At 65.8% G+C, this 17,972-nt stretch carries 2 protein-coding genes (1 of these 2 cut by a window edge); both read left to right on the top strand.

Annotated elements, in window-relative coordinates; translation table 11 throughout:
* Positions 1–17,748 carry a CARDB domain-containing protein gene (locus ACILRJ_RS15635; protein ID WP_395684130.1) on the top strand — a complete coding sequence of 5,916 codons (17,748 nt, stop codon included), beginning with the start codon at positions 1–3 and terminating at the stop codon, positions 17,746–17,748.
* Positions 17,748–17,972: the 5' end (the start) of an RHS repeat-associated core domain-containing protein gene (locus ACILRJ_RS15640; protein WP_395684131.1), read on the top strand. The gene runs 10,701 nt beyond the window's last position; the window shows 225 of its 10,926 coding nt (coding positions 1–225); it begins with the start codon at positions 17,748–17,750; its stop codon lies off the right edge, out of view. Before ACILRJ_RS15635 ends, ACILRJ_RS15640 begins: the two co-directional genes overlap by 1 nt.

The raw sequence follows: 17,972 nt of genomic DNA on the forward strand, positions 1-17,972 counted from the left end.
ATGCGCACGTACCTTTCGGCGACGTTGTCGCGTTTCATATGGGCTGTCTGTGCCGGGCTCGCATTGGTGCACGCGCGAGCGGATGAAGCGCCGCGCGAGTTGCAGGATTGCGTGCAGACGGTCGAGCCGCGTTCCGGCAAGGCGGCTGCCGGTACGCCTCTGATCGGCGCGGCCGAGGACATCGGCAACGTCAGCGTGATGGAAGTCAGTGGCGACTACCGCAAGGGCTTCAACGAGCCGCGCAGGCAGGCGGCGACACGCTTCTACCAGACGCACGAAGATCGTTACGACTTCCTCGTCGTGTTCACGACCTTTGAATTCGATACCGGCGCCGCACTTGCGTTTCACAATCTCGTGCGCAATGACACGGCAGGTCTTGGCCAGCCGATGCTCGACCTTGGCGCCGATTTCGGCAGCCCAAGCCGGTTGCAGGGCTACATCGACATGGCGGCGATGAGCCGTTACAGCTTCAACTCCATAGCTCCCGATTATCACAAGTCAGTCGATACCCTCGCTCACGAACTCATGCATCGCTGGGGCGTCGCCGTCCATTTCATCGATGCCTCCGGTCAGGACAGTGCCGACCTGATTGGTCAGCAAGCATCACACTGGAGCTACTTTGTCGATACCGATGCCTCCGTCATGTACGGCAGCGACTGGCAAGCGCAGGCCGATGGCTCGTTCCGCAGCGTCGACATCCGCCATCGTTACAGCCCGCTCGATCTGTACCTGGCCGGTTTCGCATCGCGCGAGGAAGTGCCGCCTTTCACCCTGATCCGCAATGCCAACGCGGGTGCGGCGACCGACCTTCCGGAACTCGGCGCGAGCATCCATGGCGTAGCCGAGACGATCACCATCGATCAGATCATTGCGGCATCGGGAGCACGCGTGCCCTCGGCGGCGAATGCGCAGAGAGATTTCAACGCCGCGCTGATCCTGCTCAAGCGTCCGGGCGAGAACGTAGCGACGGAACGCCTGCTGCAGCTTGAGCGCTTCAGGGTGCGCTTCCAGCAACAGCTGACGGAGATGACCGACGGCCGCGCGGCGATCCACATTTACACGCAGGCGCGCGGCGCAGCAGCGGCGCCGCCAACGATCCTGCATGGCAGCGGCAGCACCGCCGCTCCCGGCGGGGTGCCCGCCGCGATCGTCTGGCTGGAATCGCAACAGGCTGCCGATGGCCATTGGCAGGACCGCCCTGCGACTGCATTGCGCGATACGGTCGCGGTGGTGCGTGCGCTGGAGGAGCTCGACCCTGCCTACCCAGGCCTCGCCTTGGCGCGCGCGTGGCTGGCCGATCACCCGGTCGCAAATATCGACCAGCGCAGTTGGAGGCTGATCGGGGCGCAGGGCGACAGCGATGCCACGGCACTCGCCGCCGCGCAGGACAGCCACGGTGGCTTCGCACTTGAATCCGGCTGGAATGCGAGCAGTGTCGACACCGCGCTGGTCGCTGCGGCGCTGACCGATCATGGTCGCGACGCGCCGGGCCTCAACGCCGCGTTGCAGGCGCTCGGCTCACAGCAGAATGTGGATGGCAGTTTCGGCGTCGCGCCCGGCGGGCGCGGCCATCTGTTGCCGACCTTGCGCGTCGCCAGCTTGCTTGCCAGACAGTCGGACAGCGACAGTACGCAACGTCTGGCGCAGGTAAGCGGGTGGATGCAGACGCGCCAAGCCGCTGACGGTGGTGTCGGTACGCCGCTGCAGAGCGCGCTCGCATCGACGGTGGATACCTACGCGTTGTTCGGTCGACTCACGTTGGCGTCGGAACTCACGATCGGCGTGCGCAACTTCGTGCGACAGCAGCAACAGGTGAGCGGCGACTGGGGTGGCAGCACCTACCTTACCGCAACCGCCATGCTCGCCTACGCGCACGACCAGCGCCCAAACCTCACGCTGGCGACAGCGCCGACAATCGCGCCGGTGCCCCTGCAGGACGGCGAGCGCGCGACCCTCTCCGCCGTCGTCGCCAACAGTGGCAATGTACCGATCGCTGCGACGGCCTTGCGCTGGTACGACGGCGATCCCGATCTGGGCGGCGTGCGGATCGGCGGCGACGTCGTCGTGCCCGATCTCGCGGCGGGTTCCAGTGCGAACGTCAAACAGTACTGGGACACGACGGGCCTGGCCGGTACGCATGAGCTGTGGCTCGTGCTGGACGCAGCTGGCGCGGTGGTGGAAGCGAGCGAGATCGACAATCGCGGCCAGCTGAGCGCGACCGTGCTGCCGCCGTCGACGCAGCCGGATCTCGCGCTTACCGCAGCCGACTTCAGCCTCGTTCCGGCGTCGGTATCGACGTTGCCAAGTGCGATCCACGTAACTGGCACGCTGCGCAACATTGGCGCACAGGGTGCCAGTGGCGCCGTGCTGCGGTTGTATGCGCAACCGGACCTCAGTCACGCACTGGCAGAAGCGAGCGTGGATGTACCGGCGCGCGGCAGCGTACCCATCGAGCTCGCGTTCACCGCGACGCAGGCGGCGACGCTGAATCTGCTGGTGCGCGCCGATCCCGACGGAGCGATCGCGGAAGGCAGTGAGGCAAACAACGACGCGGAGTTGACCTTGCGATTCGGCGAGTCGCTCGACCTGGAAACCACGAATGCCGATCTCGCGTTGCTCACGACGCCGGCACTGGTCGGTCGCAGCCTTGATTTCGAAGGCACGGTGCGGAACCGCGGCACGGTCGATTCACCGCCGGTCACGCTGCACGCTGAAGTCGTGCAGGACGGTGTGGCCACGCCGATCTTCGATGGGGCGATACAGGTAACCGCTGGCCAGAACAGCCGGCGTCGTTTCACCTGGCGTCCGTTGCAGCCGGGTCCGGTGCAGTTGCGCGTCGTGCTCGATCCTGCGAACCAGGTGGCCGAGACGGACGAAGGCAACAACGTCGGCGTACTCGACTTCACAGTAGACGCACCAACACAGGCCGATCTGACCTTCATCAGCGAGAGTCTGGTCTTTTTGCCGACGCCCGCGCTCGAAGGACAGCCTTTCACGGCGACCCTCGGGGTGCGCAACCTGAGTTCGGTCGCAACCGGCGCGTTCCGCGTTGCGCTGTACGCCGCCGATCCGCACACCGGCGCGGTGGCGATCGGCAGCAGCACGGTTGCATCGCTGGCCGGATCGAGCCAGACCAGCGTGTCGATCAGCGTGCCGGATATGCCGTTGCGCGGCGACCAGCGCTTGTTCGCTCAGATCGACGCCGACGACCAGATCGCCGAGGGCGACGAGGGCAACAATACGGTGGTGCAGCCCCTGCGTGTACTAGCGCTGCCCGATCTCGCCATCAGCGTCGCCGACGTGGTGCTGTCGCCGCCATTGCCGGCGCCGGGCCAGTCGGTGCAGGCAAGGGTGACCGTACGCAACCTCGGCGGCCAGGATGCGCAAGGCGTGAAGGTGCGCCTCCTCGAAGGTGATGTCGCGAGCGGCGTGCCCGCAGGGGCTGATATTGACGCCGGCACGCTGCCAGCCGGCGCGTCGACGACCCTGGTGTGGAACTGGACGCTCGGACTCAACGCGAACTCGCGCAGCGTCAGCGCGATCGTCGATCCCGAAGACATCGTGCGCGAAGGCAGCGCAGACAACAATGTCGCCAGCCTGCCGTACGACGTGCAGGACAGCGACTTCTTCACCAGCGAACGCTACATCTCACCAAACGGAGACGGCGTACAGGACGCTGCGGCGATCGTGTTTCGCATGCAGCAAGCAGACCCTGTCGAGGTGGATGTCATCAATGGCGCACTCTACACGGTGCGTCACTTCTCCGACATTGCGTTGAACGGCGATCTGCGTGGACAGGTGCTGTGGGATGGTCGTGACGATCGCGGACGGATCGTGCCCGACGGAGACTATCGCATCGTCGCTGCAGGCGGCGACGGGCATTTGAGCGATGTGCACGTGACGGTCGACAACAATCACTCGTCGCTGCTTGAGGCCGTGGGTACGCCACACGGCGTTTACGGCGAGTTGCCGACCGGTCTGGTGGATCCGCGCATTCCGCCCGCGTCTGGCGCGTTGCGCGATCAGATCTTTGGTCGATGGGGCCTGAATGGCGGACCGAGTGGCGTGTACCGGACCGATACCGTTTACCCACGCCTGATTCCGCTGATTTCCATTTTCTGGCTGGATGCCTACGGTACCGCGAACAACGCCGGTGTTCTGCAGGCGCAGGCAATTGCATTCAGCCACGACGGCAGTAATCTCGTCGCGGCTCTGCGCGGAACAAGGGGCTGGGAGCCGGGAATATGGATCGCGAAAACGGCCGTGGATCAGATCGACGCGCCGATCATTCTTGCAGAATTTGACGGTGTCGAAGACTTGCCGGTGCTGGGTTTCGCGGATGCAACCACGGTCCTCGCCGGTCCCGATCGCGATGGAATGCTGGATGCAATCGACGTGACAAGCCACGTCGTCTCGCCGCTGCGCCCATTGGAGCAGGAATTCAGAAGCGGTGGCGTGAACACGATCGTTCCGCTCGGCATATTGCATGCGACATCCGATTCCCCGGTTGCGTTCCTGCCGCGTGATCCTGCGAAGCCGCTGATTCGGCTGCAGCCTGAGTCGGTGGAGGCGGGTGAAATCTACGATGCGCAAGTATCCCCATCGGGGGCCGCTGTCGCGGTCTACAGGCGCAACTCAGAGCGCGAAACCATCGAACTGGTCGATCTCGCCCGCGGAACGCGCTCGATGCTCGCGAGCTTGCCATCCAGCATCGCCCATGGCGAGTTGTCCGGGAACGTACTCAGTGTCGGGCACCTTGGCATGGGCTGGTTGTCCAGCCGAAACCAACTGCTGGTCATGGATGCGGCTTCGCAACTGCTGACGATTCATTCCGAGAGCGGGCAGCGTTTGTCGCAACGCGAGTTGCCGTCGATGCATCGCATCGGCGCATATTGGCTGCAAGACCGCCAGCCACCGATCCCGACCGATCCCGCCAGCATCTTTGCCACGACCTTCGCGGGACTCGCTGGCGAGCCTTGCACGGGCCCGTTCGGCGATGCAGGAGTCGAGCGCAGGATCTTCGATCCCGCACGCAACCAACTGCTGCTCGGTTTGGGTGAGGACGTTGCGCATGACGTGTTCAACGAGGGCTGGAATCTGGTTCTCGATCCCGGCATTCGCACCTACTTCAGCTTCGATGCGGACGATGGCGGGGCGGAAGTGATCCAGCAAGGGACATTGCTGCCTCTGCAATCGGAAGCGGACCAGATGGTCTATCCGCTGCTTGAACCATGCCTCGGATCGCCAGCGGCGAGTTGGCCGCAACTGATCCTGCGTGATGGTGCAACCATCCGTACAGACGGACGTATTCAGTCGATCGATAGAGGGGTGCTACCGGAATCGTGGCCGCAGCAGGGAGCGCAGATCCAGCAGATCTGGCCCGACGATGCCCGCACCCTGCTCAGCAACGGGAAGATGTTCACGACGCTGCAGAACCTGCATGCGGTGCTCCATGCACGCACGCTTGGGCGTGGCATCGAGCTCAGCGGAATCGCCGCGGACCGCAACTTCGCCAGCTACCACATCGACTGGGCGCCGATCGAAAATCAGGGTCCGAGCGCCTGGCAGGCGTTGTTGCCATCGACACCAGACGAAGTCGTGATGGACGAGTTCATGACGTGGGTGCCGCCACAGCCCGGTACCTTTGTCATTCGCCTCACCGTTGTCGACAAGGCCGGCAACCGCACGTCGGTACAGGCTACCGCATCATCGTTCGACAGTTCGGTGATCGACAATTTTTCGCTCGCGCCACGCTATTTTTCCCCCAACGGCGACGGCATCAAGGACGTCGTAGTCGCGAAGTACCGCGTGCGCCTGCCGGCAACCCTTGCCATCCGCATTACCGACGCCAGCGGAGCGCAGGTCCGGTCGGTCGACCTGACGTACGGCGCCGCGGACATTGGGGCACAGGAATTCAGCTGGGACGGACGCAACGACAACGGACAGCGCGTGCCCGATGCCCGCTATCGCCTCAGCATTGATGGCTTCGCGGCATGGGTGACGATCGACAGCGTGGCACCGGAGCTTGGCGGAGACGTGCCGCCGGCGTATGTCCGTCAGCTGCCCTGCGATCCGAATGATCATGGCGATCATTGCCCACCTCGAGTTGAGGTCCGCCCGCAGGTGCGCTTTGCGAGCCGGGACCCGAACGTCGTCCATTTGTCCTTGCAATCGTCGCCCATCGGCAGTGGCGATTGGTCCGAGGCGTACAGTCGCGAAGATACCTCCATGGGTCGGTCAGGGGATCCGGCGGATCCTCGTTACTGGCTCCAACTCCCGCTTCCGGCTTCAAGCTACGCCACGCGGCAGTTCCGTCTGGTTGCGACGGATGCTGCCGGCAATACGCGCGGACTCGCCATTGGCAACGCCGAGGACGTTCTTGCCCTGGAAAGGGTGAGTGAAGACCGTGGCCCGGATTCCGGGGCGGACAGCCGGCCTTCCTTTCCCTACCAGGCGCCGCCATTCGACGGAGCGCCGGACACGCACGACTGGCAAGCGATCCCGGTCGACCGCGATGCCGACGGTGACTACCTGGCGGCCGCGAATGTCGTGACCGGACTCGTTCGCGTCGCGGTCGAGATCGCCGATCCCCAGTCGCCGCAGCAATGGACCGAACGCGCGATGCATGTGCTCGAGGATGTGCCATGTGCGCCGCTCGGACCCTGCTTGCACCGCGTGCCCGGTGATCTGCGCATTCCACTCGATGTGCACGATCTGCCGGCGGGTGGGCTCGCGCTGGTGCGGTTGCGCGGAGAGCATTCCGACGGTCGCAGGTTCTATTCAAATCAGGGCTACCTTCGTATCGGCGGCATTGATCAACCGGTGTGTACATCCGTCGATCATGGATACGCAAGCGTGAACGCGCTCGAATACCTGGACGGAGTGGCGCATGCGACATTGCACTATATGCAGGACGACGGAGTGCACACGGTCGAGGCCGACCGGTTTGCCGACGATCAGATGTTCTTTCGCGCGCCCTGGATTGGTGGGCAACCCAATGCATGGGTCACTGCAACGGATGCTGCGGGCAGGACGTATCGATCCAAAGACGTGGCGATGTCCTGTCCACAGCCTCCCACCTACCCCGATTTCCGCTATATCGGAGCTTACGTTGCACCAGTCATTCGGGATCAGTGTGATGGCCAGCCGACCGGACGCATTGCGCTCGGCTTCGATATTGTCGTGCCGGGGCCTGCGGCACCGAAGTATCCGGTTCCAAGGCACTACCGCCTCAGCTACACAGACGGAATCTCCGGATCACCGGTCGTACTCGCCGAGGGCGACAATCCGGACGAAGTGAGCCAAAGGTACGAGGTTTCGACCGAAGGATGGCCGGAAGGCCAATATGCCGCCGCGTTGGACGTCGAATACCCCGATGGGCGTCATCAATCGTTTCCGGCCCCCCTGCCGGTAACGCGGCAGGCGCCGACGATCGCCATCGAATTGCCGCGCACGGGCGAACGCGTTTGTGCCTTGCCGACGGGTGACGAGCAACAGTTTCCGGCCAGCATTGATCTTCACAGCGCGACACAAGCCAGTTATCGACTGGGTATTGGCGCTGGTCCCGCGCCCACGCGCTTCGCCTGTGAGCTGGCAGTGGGAGAGCGCTATACGCTGCCGCAGGTCATCCCGTGCCCTTCATACAGCGAGATTGCAGGCTTCAGTCTGCAAGGCCTGGATGGCCTGACGAGCAGGCTCGCGGGTCACTTCGAATCGTTGAACGGGGTCGCGACGCTGCAGATGAAGGGCCTCGGCTGGTCCGGAGGCACGGTCTGCGAGCAGCGGACGTTCGTGCTCGATTCCCTCGTCGAACTTGCCGAACGCCAGCCACCACGGACCGTGGTGCCGATATTGCGGGCGGACGCACCGATTGTCGGCATCTCGACTCATGGGGACTCCACGCATGCACAGGGGTTGTTCTTCCTGCGCGCGGACGAGCCGGTGAGCGTGGAGGCGACGCTGCACCGGGCACACATCGTCGGGGAGGATCGCGAACTCCAGCTCGACAGCGAGAGTCTCGCGACATTGGTGCCCCGGAACGCTGCCAGCGGCGACATCAACATTGCGTGGGACGGCAACTTGAACAGCCAGTCCGCCGCCGATGGTTTGTACGGCATCGCGATCGACGGCGGTGACGACTGCACCCACACGCGCCGCATCGTGTACGGCGCCTTGGTCGATTCCACGCCGCCAGTGGTGCAGCTGACGTCGCCTGCCGCCGGAAGCACGGTTGTCACGGCGGCGGTGCCAATCGCCGGCAGCGTGCAGGACAACGTGATCCTGACCGGCTGGCAGCTCGATTTCGCGACCGCTGCATCCCCGGACAATTGGCAGAACATCGCGACGGGTACTTCACCGGTGCCCGTGCCGGAGGTGCTCAGGAACTGGTCGCGAGGTTCGCTGTCCGGAGCGGTCGATATTCGACTGACGGCAACGGACGCGATGGGCAACCGCTCCGAAGCCCATCTGCCCTTGCTCCTCGCCGAGCCCTCCGTGTTGATCGGTGGCGCCGACGTACAGCCGATGCTGTTCTCGCCCAATGCGGATGGCGTACTCGACGCGGCGCGCGTGCAGTTGAACCTGCTGCATGGTGCGACCGTCGATCTGCGCGTGCTCGATGCGGGCGGTGGCCTGCTGTCAACTCTGTATGTAGGTCCGCAACCAGCCGGAGCAGCTGGCTACGCATGGAATGGCGCTGGCAGTCAGGGACAGATCGTGTCCGATGGGCCGTACAAGGTGCGCATCCAGGCGCAGGACGGAACGGCCCCGGCTGAAACCGTTGACCTCGGTGTCATCGTCGACTCGACACCGCCGCTGGCCGAGGTCCGACGACCCGCCGGCGCGTTCGCATCGTCTACGTCGTCGGTGGAGCTGCACTTCGACGACCTTCACTTTGCGGGTTACGAAGCACGTCTGACGCGTGTCTCCGACGGTGTGCAGATTGCGACGCAGAGCGGCACGCAAGCCGGCGACGTCGTGCTCGCCACGCTGGCTGGCGTTGCGGAAGGTCGTTACGCCCTGCATGTCGAAGCGCGCGATGGCGCCGGCAACAAGACGGTTCGCGACAGTGAATTCGAGATCGACGCGACGGCACCGGTCGTCGCGCTGGAGACGCCAGCAGATGGGGCATTGATCGCATCCGCCTCGGCGACATCGGTCGTCGGCAGCGTCGATGACCCGCATCTGGCGACGTGGACGCTGGCGGTCGCGTCCGAAAACGAAGACATCTGGACCGACTTGAAGGCGGGCAGTGCGAGTATGCCCTCCGGTGAACTGCTGGCGTGGACGCCAAACCTGCCGGATGGTCGCTATCGCTTGCGTCTGCGTGCAACCGACCAGGCCGGCAGTGCGACCGAGGTCGTGCATGTGATCGACATCGACGGCACCGTGCCGACCGCGCTGATCAGCGCGCCGGCGGATGGGAGCTACATTCGCGGCGCCAGCAACGTCGACGGCACCGCCACGGACGCGCATTTTGCCGGCTATCGACTCAGCGTGATCGTTGCTGCGCAGGTGGGCAGCGGGCAGTGGTCTGACATCTATGCTGGCACCGAGCCGGTCGATGCAGGGCGACTGGCGGCGATCAACCTCGGCTTGACCGAGAACGACTATCTGCTGCGTCTGACGGTTACCGATCGGGTCGGTCTCAGCAGCAGCAGCCAGGTACGGGTGCGCATCGATTCGCAGCCGCCGCCGGCGCCGATCGGGCTCAGTGGACAGGTGGGCAATCATCGCGATGCGCTGCTCGACTGGAGCGCGGTCGTTGCCGGCGATCTTGCCGGTTATGTGGTCTATCGCGGCGACGAGCGCATCACGCCGACAGCGGTTGCGACGACCCACTACGTCGATCAGGACGCGCCGGAAGGCAACTGGCCGTACCGCGTCCGTGCGGTCGATCAGGCCGGCAACGAGAGTGCGCCGAGCAATACGGTGACCTTGCTGATCGACCACACGCCGCCGACGGTGCAGATTCTCCGGCCGCGTGCGGGCGAGCGTGTGCATGGCACCTACGACATCGTGGGTACCGCCTACAGCAGCGACGATTTCAAACGCTACACGCTGGCGGCACAGGCGATCGTTCCGCCGCACGATGCACAGGTGCTCGCCAACGGCACGCTCGCGCTGCAGGGACATACGCTGGCAGCGTGGGACACGAGCACGCTTGAGCAGGACGCGAGTGTGCGCCTGCATCTGGAAGCGGAAGACACCCACGGCAACGTCGCGCAGACTGACGTCGATGTCGTCATCGACAATGCGCCACCGGCAAAGCCCGAAGGTCTGGTCGCGATTCTCGTGGGCGCGGACGCGCAGGTACACTGGAATGCAAACAGTGAGGCGGACCTGCTCGGCTACCTGCTGTATCGCGACAACGGCTTGGTGAATGCAACCGGACCGAACCTGCCTGCCGACCTGCGCCCGTTCGCGCTGACCGACGTGCAGTACCTCGATGCGCACGTGCCCGATGGCCAGCACACCTACGTGGTGTATGCGATCGATCAGGCTGGCAATGTCAGCCTCGCTTCCGATCCGGCGTCGCTCGATCCGCTCGACAACACGCCGCCGTCGATGACGATCGAGTCGCCGGCCGAGGACGCGCGCTTCGAGAGCAGTATCACTGTACTTGCGACAAGCCGCGATTCCGATATCGCGCAAGTCCAGTTTGCCTATCGGGCACAAGGCGTGTCGTCTTGGACCGATTTCGGTCCAGCCCTGACAAGTGCGCCTTACCGCGTCACATGGACCCCGGCCTCCGACATCGCGTACGGAACCTACGAGATCCGGGCGCTCGCGCGCGATGCGGGCGGTCGCTACGACCCGGCGCCGCCCAGTGTGCGTGTCGTGCGCGTGGATCTCACGGCGCCGGATGCGCCGACCAATCTGCACGCGCATGCCGATGGCGACACGGTGCATCTGACGTGGAACGCGAGCAGTGCAGTGGATGTCACCGGATACCTGCTTGCCCGCAACGGATCGTCACTGGCAACCCTGCCGGCAACGGCGGTGACCAGCGATGACGTACCCGCCGGTGATGGCCATTACACCTACACCGTGTCGGCCATCGACGGCGCCGGACATGCGTCGCCGTCCAACGTCGCCGACGCCACCGTGTTCAGTGTCTCGATGCAGCAGCCGTTCACACCGTCGGCGCAAGCGAGCGTCGATTTGTTCGGACACAGCGCGCGTGCCGGCAGCATCGCCTTGCATGTCGAGACGGAGTCCGGTGCAGCGGATGCTTCTGCGGGAACGACGTCGGCCGACGGGGCGATCGCACTGTCCGCGCAGGCGCTCGCCATGCGCAGCAACCATTTCACCCTGCGCGTCACCGACGCCGCCGGCGACATCAGTCGTCCGGCCGAGTGGTGGGTCGATCGCGGCGCATTGCCTGCAACGCCGACGGGTCTCGCCGCGAGCATCGACGATCACCTGGTAACGCTCGGCTGGGATCCGAACAGTGAACCGGATCTGCTTGGCTATCGAGTGTTCCGCAACGGCCAGCCTCTTTCCGCCGATCATCTGCTCGGCGAGTTGACGGTCGCGAGCAGCGCCAGTGGCAGCAATGCCGCGGCGGCGGTCGATGCAGATCCTCAGAGTTACTGGGAGGCCGGCGTGTACGACCGCTCGGCGGATTCGGACACCGACCCTGCGCTTGAACTCGCCTGGGTCGAGCCGCGCATCGTCGTCGGCGCGAACCTCGCATGGTCGTCGCTCGGCCTGGCCGATGGCCGCTTCGACATCGAGGCTTGGTCGGGCCATGCATGGGTGCGGGTTGCGCAGGTGCGTGGCACCGCGCAATTGACTTCGACGATCACGTTCAGCCAAGCGTATCGTACGACGCGTGTGCGGCTGATCTTGCGCTCGGAAGGCACGGACACCGGCAGCTATCGCACGTATCAGCTGACCGACGTGCGCCTGAACGAGCGCCCGCTGCAGAGCGCGACCAGCCTGGCCGAGACCGTGCTGGATGGCAGTTGGCACTATCAGGTCACGGCAGTAAATGCGTACGCATTCGAGAGTGCGCCTTCCGATCCGGTCAATGCCGGCATCGGCGACACGCAGGGCCCGGATGCGGTCGTCCTCAGCGGTGAGCTGATCGGCAATTCGGCGACGCTCAGCTGGAGCGCGAGCGCCGCCAGCGATGTCGCCCGTTACGAACTCCAGCGCGACGGTCAACCCACCGCAACAATCGCTGCGGGTGCACCCCTGAACTACGTTGATGCGGGTTTGATGCTCGGCACATACGCGTATGTCGTGCGTGCATACGACGCATTCGACAACGAGGGTCCGCCGTCGAACACCGTCACGCTGACTGTAACGGGCGATGGTCCGGGCGTGCCGGTCGGCCTGGTCGTCACCGCGCCCGCGCAAGGCGCCGAACTCGACATCTCCTGGCAGCCCGGCAGCGGCGCTGCGTCCGTGCGCTATGCGTTGCGTCGTGCGACCTCTGCGATCGGGCCGTTCGCGGTCGTCGCCGATGATCTGCTCGTCACGACCTATCGCGATCTTCCGTTGGCGAATGGCAACACCTATTTCTACACCGTTGAAGCGTTCGATGCTGCCGGCGACGCCAGCGGCCAGAGTGCGCCGGCCAGCGGCACACCGCGCGATCACGTTGCGCCGGGTCAACCCGTGCTGACCTATCCGACGGTCGCCGGCGAGCCGATCGCAATGTCTTCCGCAGCGACCGATGTCTGCGGCTTGGCTGAGGCCGGCACGATCGTCGATCTCGATCGCAGCGGTACCGCGGTGGGAACCTTCCCCGCGCGCACCGGGTACGAAGCAAGGACCGCGCAAATCACCAACTACGGCACGCCGCCGCTGGTCGCGCCGTCGGGTACGCGTATCGCAACGGTCAACTACGACGGGGTCATCGTGGTGACCGACATCGACGACGCGGTCGCGGCGTTCGTTTCGCCGCCGGCGACGCGCCTGGCAACCTGGGCGGCGCATGGCGAGGTGCTTTACTACAGCCTGGAAGGCTCCGACACGCTCTATCGGTGGGAGCTGGGTCGCGCTCCCGAGCCGTTCATTCCGCCGATCGCCGCCATCACCGCGTTTGCGCCGAACACGCGCGGCTCGGCCTATGCGGCTGCCGGTACGGTCGTTGTGGGCAGCACGCCGACGGATGGCGTGTGGTTGTTCGACGCGGTAGGCGGTGCGCCGCGGCGCATCGGCGATATCGCTTCGGTCACGTTGAGCCAGCAGCAACCATTGCGTTGGTCGCCGGATGGCACCCACCTGCTCGTCATCGAAAGCGCAGCGATTCACCTGGTCGACACGCTAACCGCGCAGGTCCAGGCGGTGCTGCCAGTCACGCCTGCTGCCGCCGCGACATGGAGTCCGGACGGCCAGCGCGTCGCCCATGCGCTTGCAAGCGGCACCGGCAGTGACGAGTTGCGCGTATTCGATATTGCGGGCAGTACGGACACCACGTTGCAGGACGGTCGTGACTCCGTGTTCGCCTTGGCGTGGTCGCCCGCCGGCGAAGGCATCGCCGTGCTCGACGCGCACGGCCTTGATGTCGTCGATCCGGCCAGCGCCGCTTCGCTACCGCTGCGGGTCGGCTACATGGGTTGGACGACATTGAGCTGGTCCGCTTCGGGGCGCATTGCCGCCGGCAGCAGTTACGAGCTGTATCTGGCCTATCTGCCTGGCTGGTTCTGCGCGTCCCAGGTACCGCTGAGTGGGGGAACGAACTTGTTCAGTGCGCGGGCGAGCGATGCTGCCGGCAACCACGGCTTTGGCTCAGCGCCGATCGAGGTCGATGTGCCAACCGGCGAGCTGCCCGATCTGGCGGTGACGGCGGCGGACCTCTTCGTCGTACCTCCGAGCGGTGCGACCGTGGATGACTTCGCCTTGCTGGTCACGCTGCACAACAACGGCCCGGCGGCGGTCGAGCAGCCCGAGCTGGTGGCCACACTGGTTGCGCCAGACGGAGCACGCATGGCACTGGATGTTCCGGTGCTCGCATCGCTGCCGGGGCACTCGGCGGTGTCGGTGACCGTGCCGATCGGCGCGTTGGCCGCCGCCGGCACCTACCGCATCGACGTAGCAGCGGATCCGGCGCAGCGCGTACGGGAAGGGCGCGAAGACAACAATGCAGCGTCGACGACGCTGGCGGTCAGCGCCGATGGTGCGCCGCTGCTTGATCTCAATCTCGCCAGCACGGTATTCGCGCCGGGGCGGAGCGTGACCGGCGAATTCGCCGTCAGCAATACCGGCTCGCCGTTCGCTGGCCATGTGAAGCTGGACGTGCAGGATGCCGCCGGCGCGCCGGTCGCCGATCTCGGCGATGTCGCCTTGCCGACTCTCGGCTTTGGCCAGCACTGGAGTGCGCCGGTGAGCTGGGCGACAAACGGCGTGTTCGCCGGCGACTATCGCCTGCGCGCGCGGCTCTACGCAGCGGCGGGAGGTGCCCCGATCTCGGAACGCGTGGTCGCATTCACCCTGCAGGCGGTGCGTCACATCCAGTTGAACCTCGGGCCGGATTCGCCGACGCAGGTCGTCGGCAATGATGTAGTGGCACACAGCTCGCTGGTATTCAGCGACGGCAATGCGCTGCTCGAAGGTGCCGTGTTGCGACTCGGCGTGTTCGACGCCGCCGGCTCCGAAGTCTGGTACAGCGAGCAGGCGCTCGGCACTTTGCTGCCCGGGTACGAAATCGCGCGGGACGACCGATGGCCGACTGCCGCGCGTGCGGAAGGCGTCTACACGCTGCGCCTGACACTGCTGTCCGCCGCCTATACGGCGATGGCCGAGGCGACCGTCTCGCTCACGGCCGCGACGCCGACCGCAACGCTGAGCGGCAGCCTTGCGTTCGACCCAGGCACGACGCTGGTCGCCGGGCAGGGAGTGCAGCTGCGCGCGCGTATCGTCAATCCCGGCAGCGCCGCGATCGCCGGCGTACAGGCGCGTGTGCGCATCGTGGCGGAACCCGGACAGATCGCGGCGGGCGAGTCGACCGACACGTTCGACCTCGCCGCGGGCGCTACGCACGAGGCGGCGACAACGTTGACAGCGCCACCGCTCGCGTTGACCGCCCATGCCGCCATCCTCGAAGCGCACCTGCCCGCCGATACCCCTGGCCAGTGGCGCCTGCTCGCGCGGCAGGGCTTTGCGGTCGTCGACGGCTTGCCGCCGACGATCGACTTGCTGGCGCCGCGCTCCGATCGAATGCAACCGGCAGTAGTGCCGTTCAGCGCGCGCATCGTCGATCTGCATTCGGGCGTTGCCGCGGCCGAGATCAGCATCGACGCCGGCACCTGGCAGCCGCTCAGCGCAGGGGCCGACGGTTTGTACAGCCGTGGTCTTGGCGGCCTCATCGACGGCACGCATACGCTCAGCGTGCGTGCGCGCGATGGCTGGGGCAACCAGACGCAGACCGCGCCGCTGCCGTTCAGTGTCGATGCGACGCCACCATTGATCGACATCGCCGGTGTGGCCGATGGCGACCTGCTCAATCACGCCGTCACGCCGCTGGTCACGATCAGCGATGCGCATCTGCAGGCGAGTGAAATTCGCCTCGACAACGCGGTGTTCGCATCGGGTTCCAGTGTCGACGGCGACGGCAGCCATGTGTTGATCGCCCGGGCGACCGACGACGCCGGCAACGCCAGCGTGCGCTCCGTGCGTTTCAGGATCGACCGCACGGCCCCGACCGTCACGATCGTCGCACCCGCGGATGGTGCGGTCGTCGCGCAAGCGTCGGTCGACGTCGATGTGCTGACCGAACCCGCCGCGTACGTGGCCCTGGTCACCGGCGTGTACCAGAGCAGTGCTGTCGCAGATGCGCAGGGACATGCGCTGTTCGGCGGCGTACCGCTGGTGAGCGGCTCGAATGCGATCGCCGCGATCGCGCAGGATGGCGTCGGCAACAGCAGTGCCCCGGTGACGATCCATGTCGCTTACGAGCCAGTGGTCATCGGCCCGTTGACCGGCAGCCTGCAACCGCCGGGTGCGGAACTTGCCTGGGGTACGCCGCTCGGAGTGCACATCGACGTGCACAATCCGAATGCCGTCGCGCTTGACGCGCAGCATCTGCGCGTGCGCGTGCTCGATCCGCTGCTCGCGCCGCTCGCTGAGCAGACCCTGGAGCATGATTTCGCCGCGCAAGCGGACTACGCCGCCGATCTCGTGTTCACCAGCGACGGCTGGCCGCTCGGCAACCTGACCCTGGTGCTCGAATTGCAGCAAGCCAGCGGCTGGCTTGCGCTCGACACGCGCAGCATTGCCCTGGTCGATCGCACGCCGCCGCTGCTTGCGATCACCGCGCCACACGAAGGCGATGTGCTGCGTGCGCCGATCGTGCTGCACGCCACGGCGGACGATGTACTGAGCGGCATCGCCTCGGTCGAGGCGAGCATCGATGGCGACGACTGGAGTCTGCTCGTCCCCGCCGCGGGCGGTGGCTACGAATCGGCGCCGCTCGCGCTCGCCGACGGCGACCACCGGCTCGACCTGCGCGGCCACGACGGTGCCGGCAATCTCGGCGGCGCCGCGTCGGTGCATATCGCAATCGACACGGCGCCACCGCTGATCAACATCGCCGGCGTTGGTGACGGCGATTTGCTCGCGCATGCGGTCACACCGGCGATAAGCGTGTTCGATCCGCATCTGTTCAGCAGCGACGTGCGTCTGAATGGCCAGCCGTTCGTGTCAGGCACGGCCATCACGACAAGCGGTGAATACCGCATCGACGTGCAGGCGAGCGACAGCGCCGGCAACGAAGCATCGACCCGTGTCCGGTTCACGCTCGATCTGGATGCGCCGACGTTGACCTTCACCGCGCCCGCGCCCGATACGGTGGTGACGACGCCGAGTGTTGACGTCAGCGGCCAGACCGAAGCGTTGGCGACGGTGCATCTGGTCGCTGCTGCATTCAGCGTCGATATCGCGGCCGATGCTGACGGGCGCTTCGAGCTGGCCGGTGTGCCGCTGCAGGAAGGCTCGAACACGCTGCTCGCACACGCGACCGATGCCGCCGGCAATGTCGGAACGCAGGCGCAGGTGAATGTCATCTACCAGCCGCCGCAGGTCGCGATCACCGGCCGGATCCTCGGGCTTTCCACATGGCCGCAGGGCTCGCCGGTGCCAGCGTCGTACTCGGTGCACAACACCGGCGCGGTTGCGCTACCCGCATTGCCGTTGCGCTTTGAATTGCGCGCGGCGACTGGTGGCGACGTGCTGCTCGAAGACGCGTTTGCCATCGACCTGCCGATCGGCGCCGAGGCCGACGGCACTCGCGATCTCGCCGCCGCGTCGATGCCGGCCGGTGGCTACACCTTGACCTTGTCGGCGAATTTGCCGACAGCAGCCGGCTGGAGCGTTCTCGACAGCGTGCCATTGACGTTGCTGATGTCGCCGTGCCGGCACGCCGACTTGATCTTCGCCGATGGTTTCGACGGCATTGGTGTACTGCGCGACGATTCAATCTACTGCGATGGCTTCGATCCGGCGACGCTCGCGCTTGCCCTCGCCCGCAGCGGACTCGAGCCGTGGATCGAAGCCACCGCCTGGTTGGCGGAGGCTTCGCCTGACGCGACCCGACAGGCGCGCGTCGCGGCGGCATCGCCGCAACCGAAGCCACGGATGCCGCAACCGCGCGCGGTGGTGGCGTCGGCCCGGTTTGCACCGTCGCCACACCATGCGCGCATGCCGCATGCGTTGCCGATTGCGAGGGAGGCGCGCGGACTGCTGTTCGCACGCGTTGATGCTGCTGCGCCCACAGGCGCGCAAGAGGAGATGCGCTGATGTGTATCGCAGGGATGGCGAAATATGCGCGAGCGCTGATGCACGCGCATGCGTTCATGGCGGCAATGGCTGTGGTGCTGGCAGTGGCGGGCGCGTCGTCAGCCGATGCTGCGGCAGCGCGGTCTGGCACGCACGTCAAGGGCGGCGTGGAGCCTGCGCGCACAGCCGCGCCGCCGTCGCTGGCCGGCGACGATCCGCTCACGCGCGCCTGGCTGGCCGGAACC

Origin of the sequence: Dokdonella sp. (assembly GCF_044227025.1) — a bacterium.
In the GTDB taxonomy this organism is placed as follows: Bacteria; Pseudomonadota; Gammaproteobacteria; order Xanthomonadales; family Rhodanobacteraceae; genus Dokdonella_A.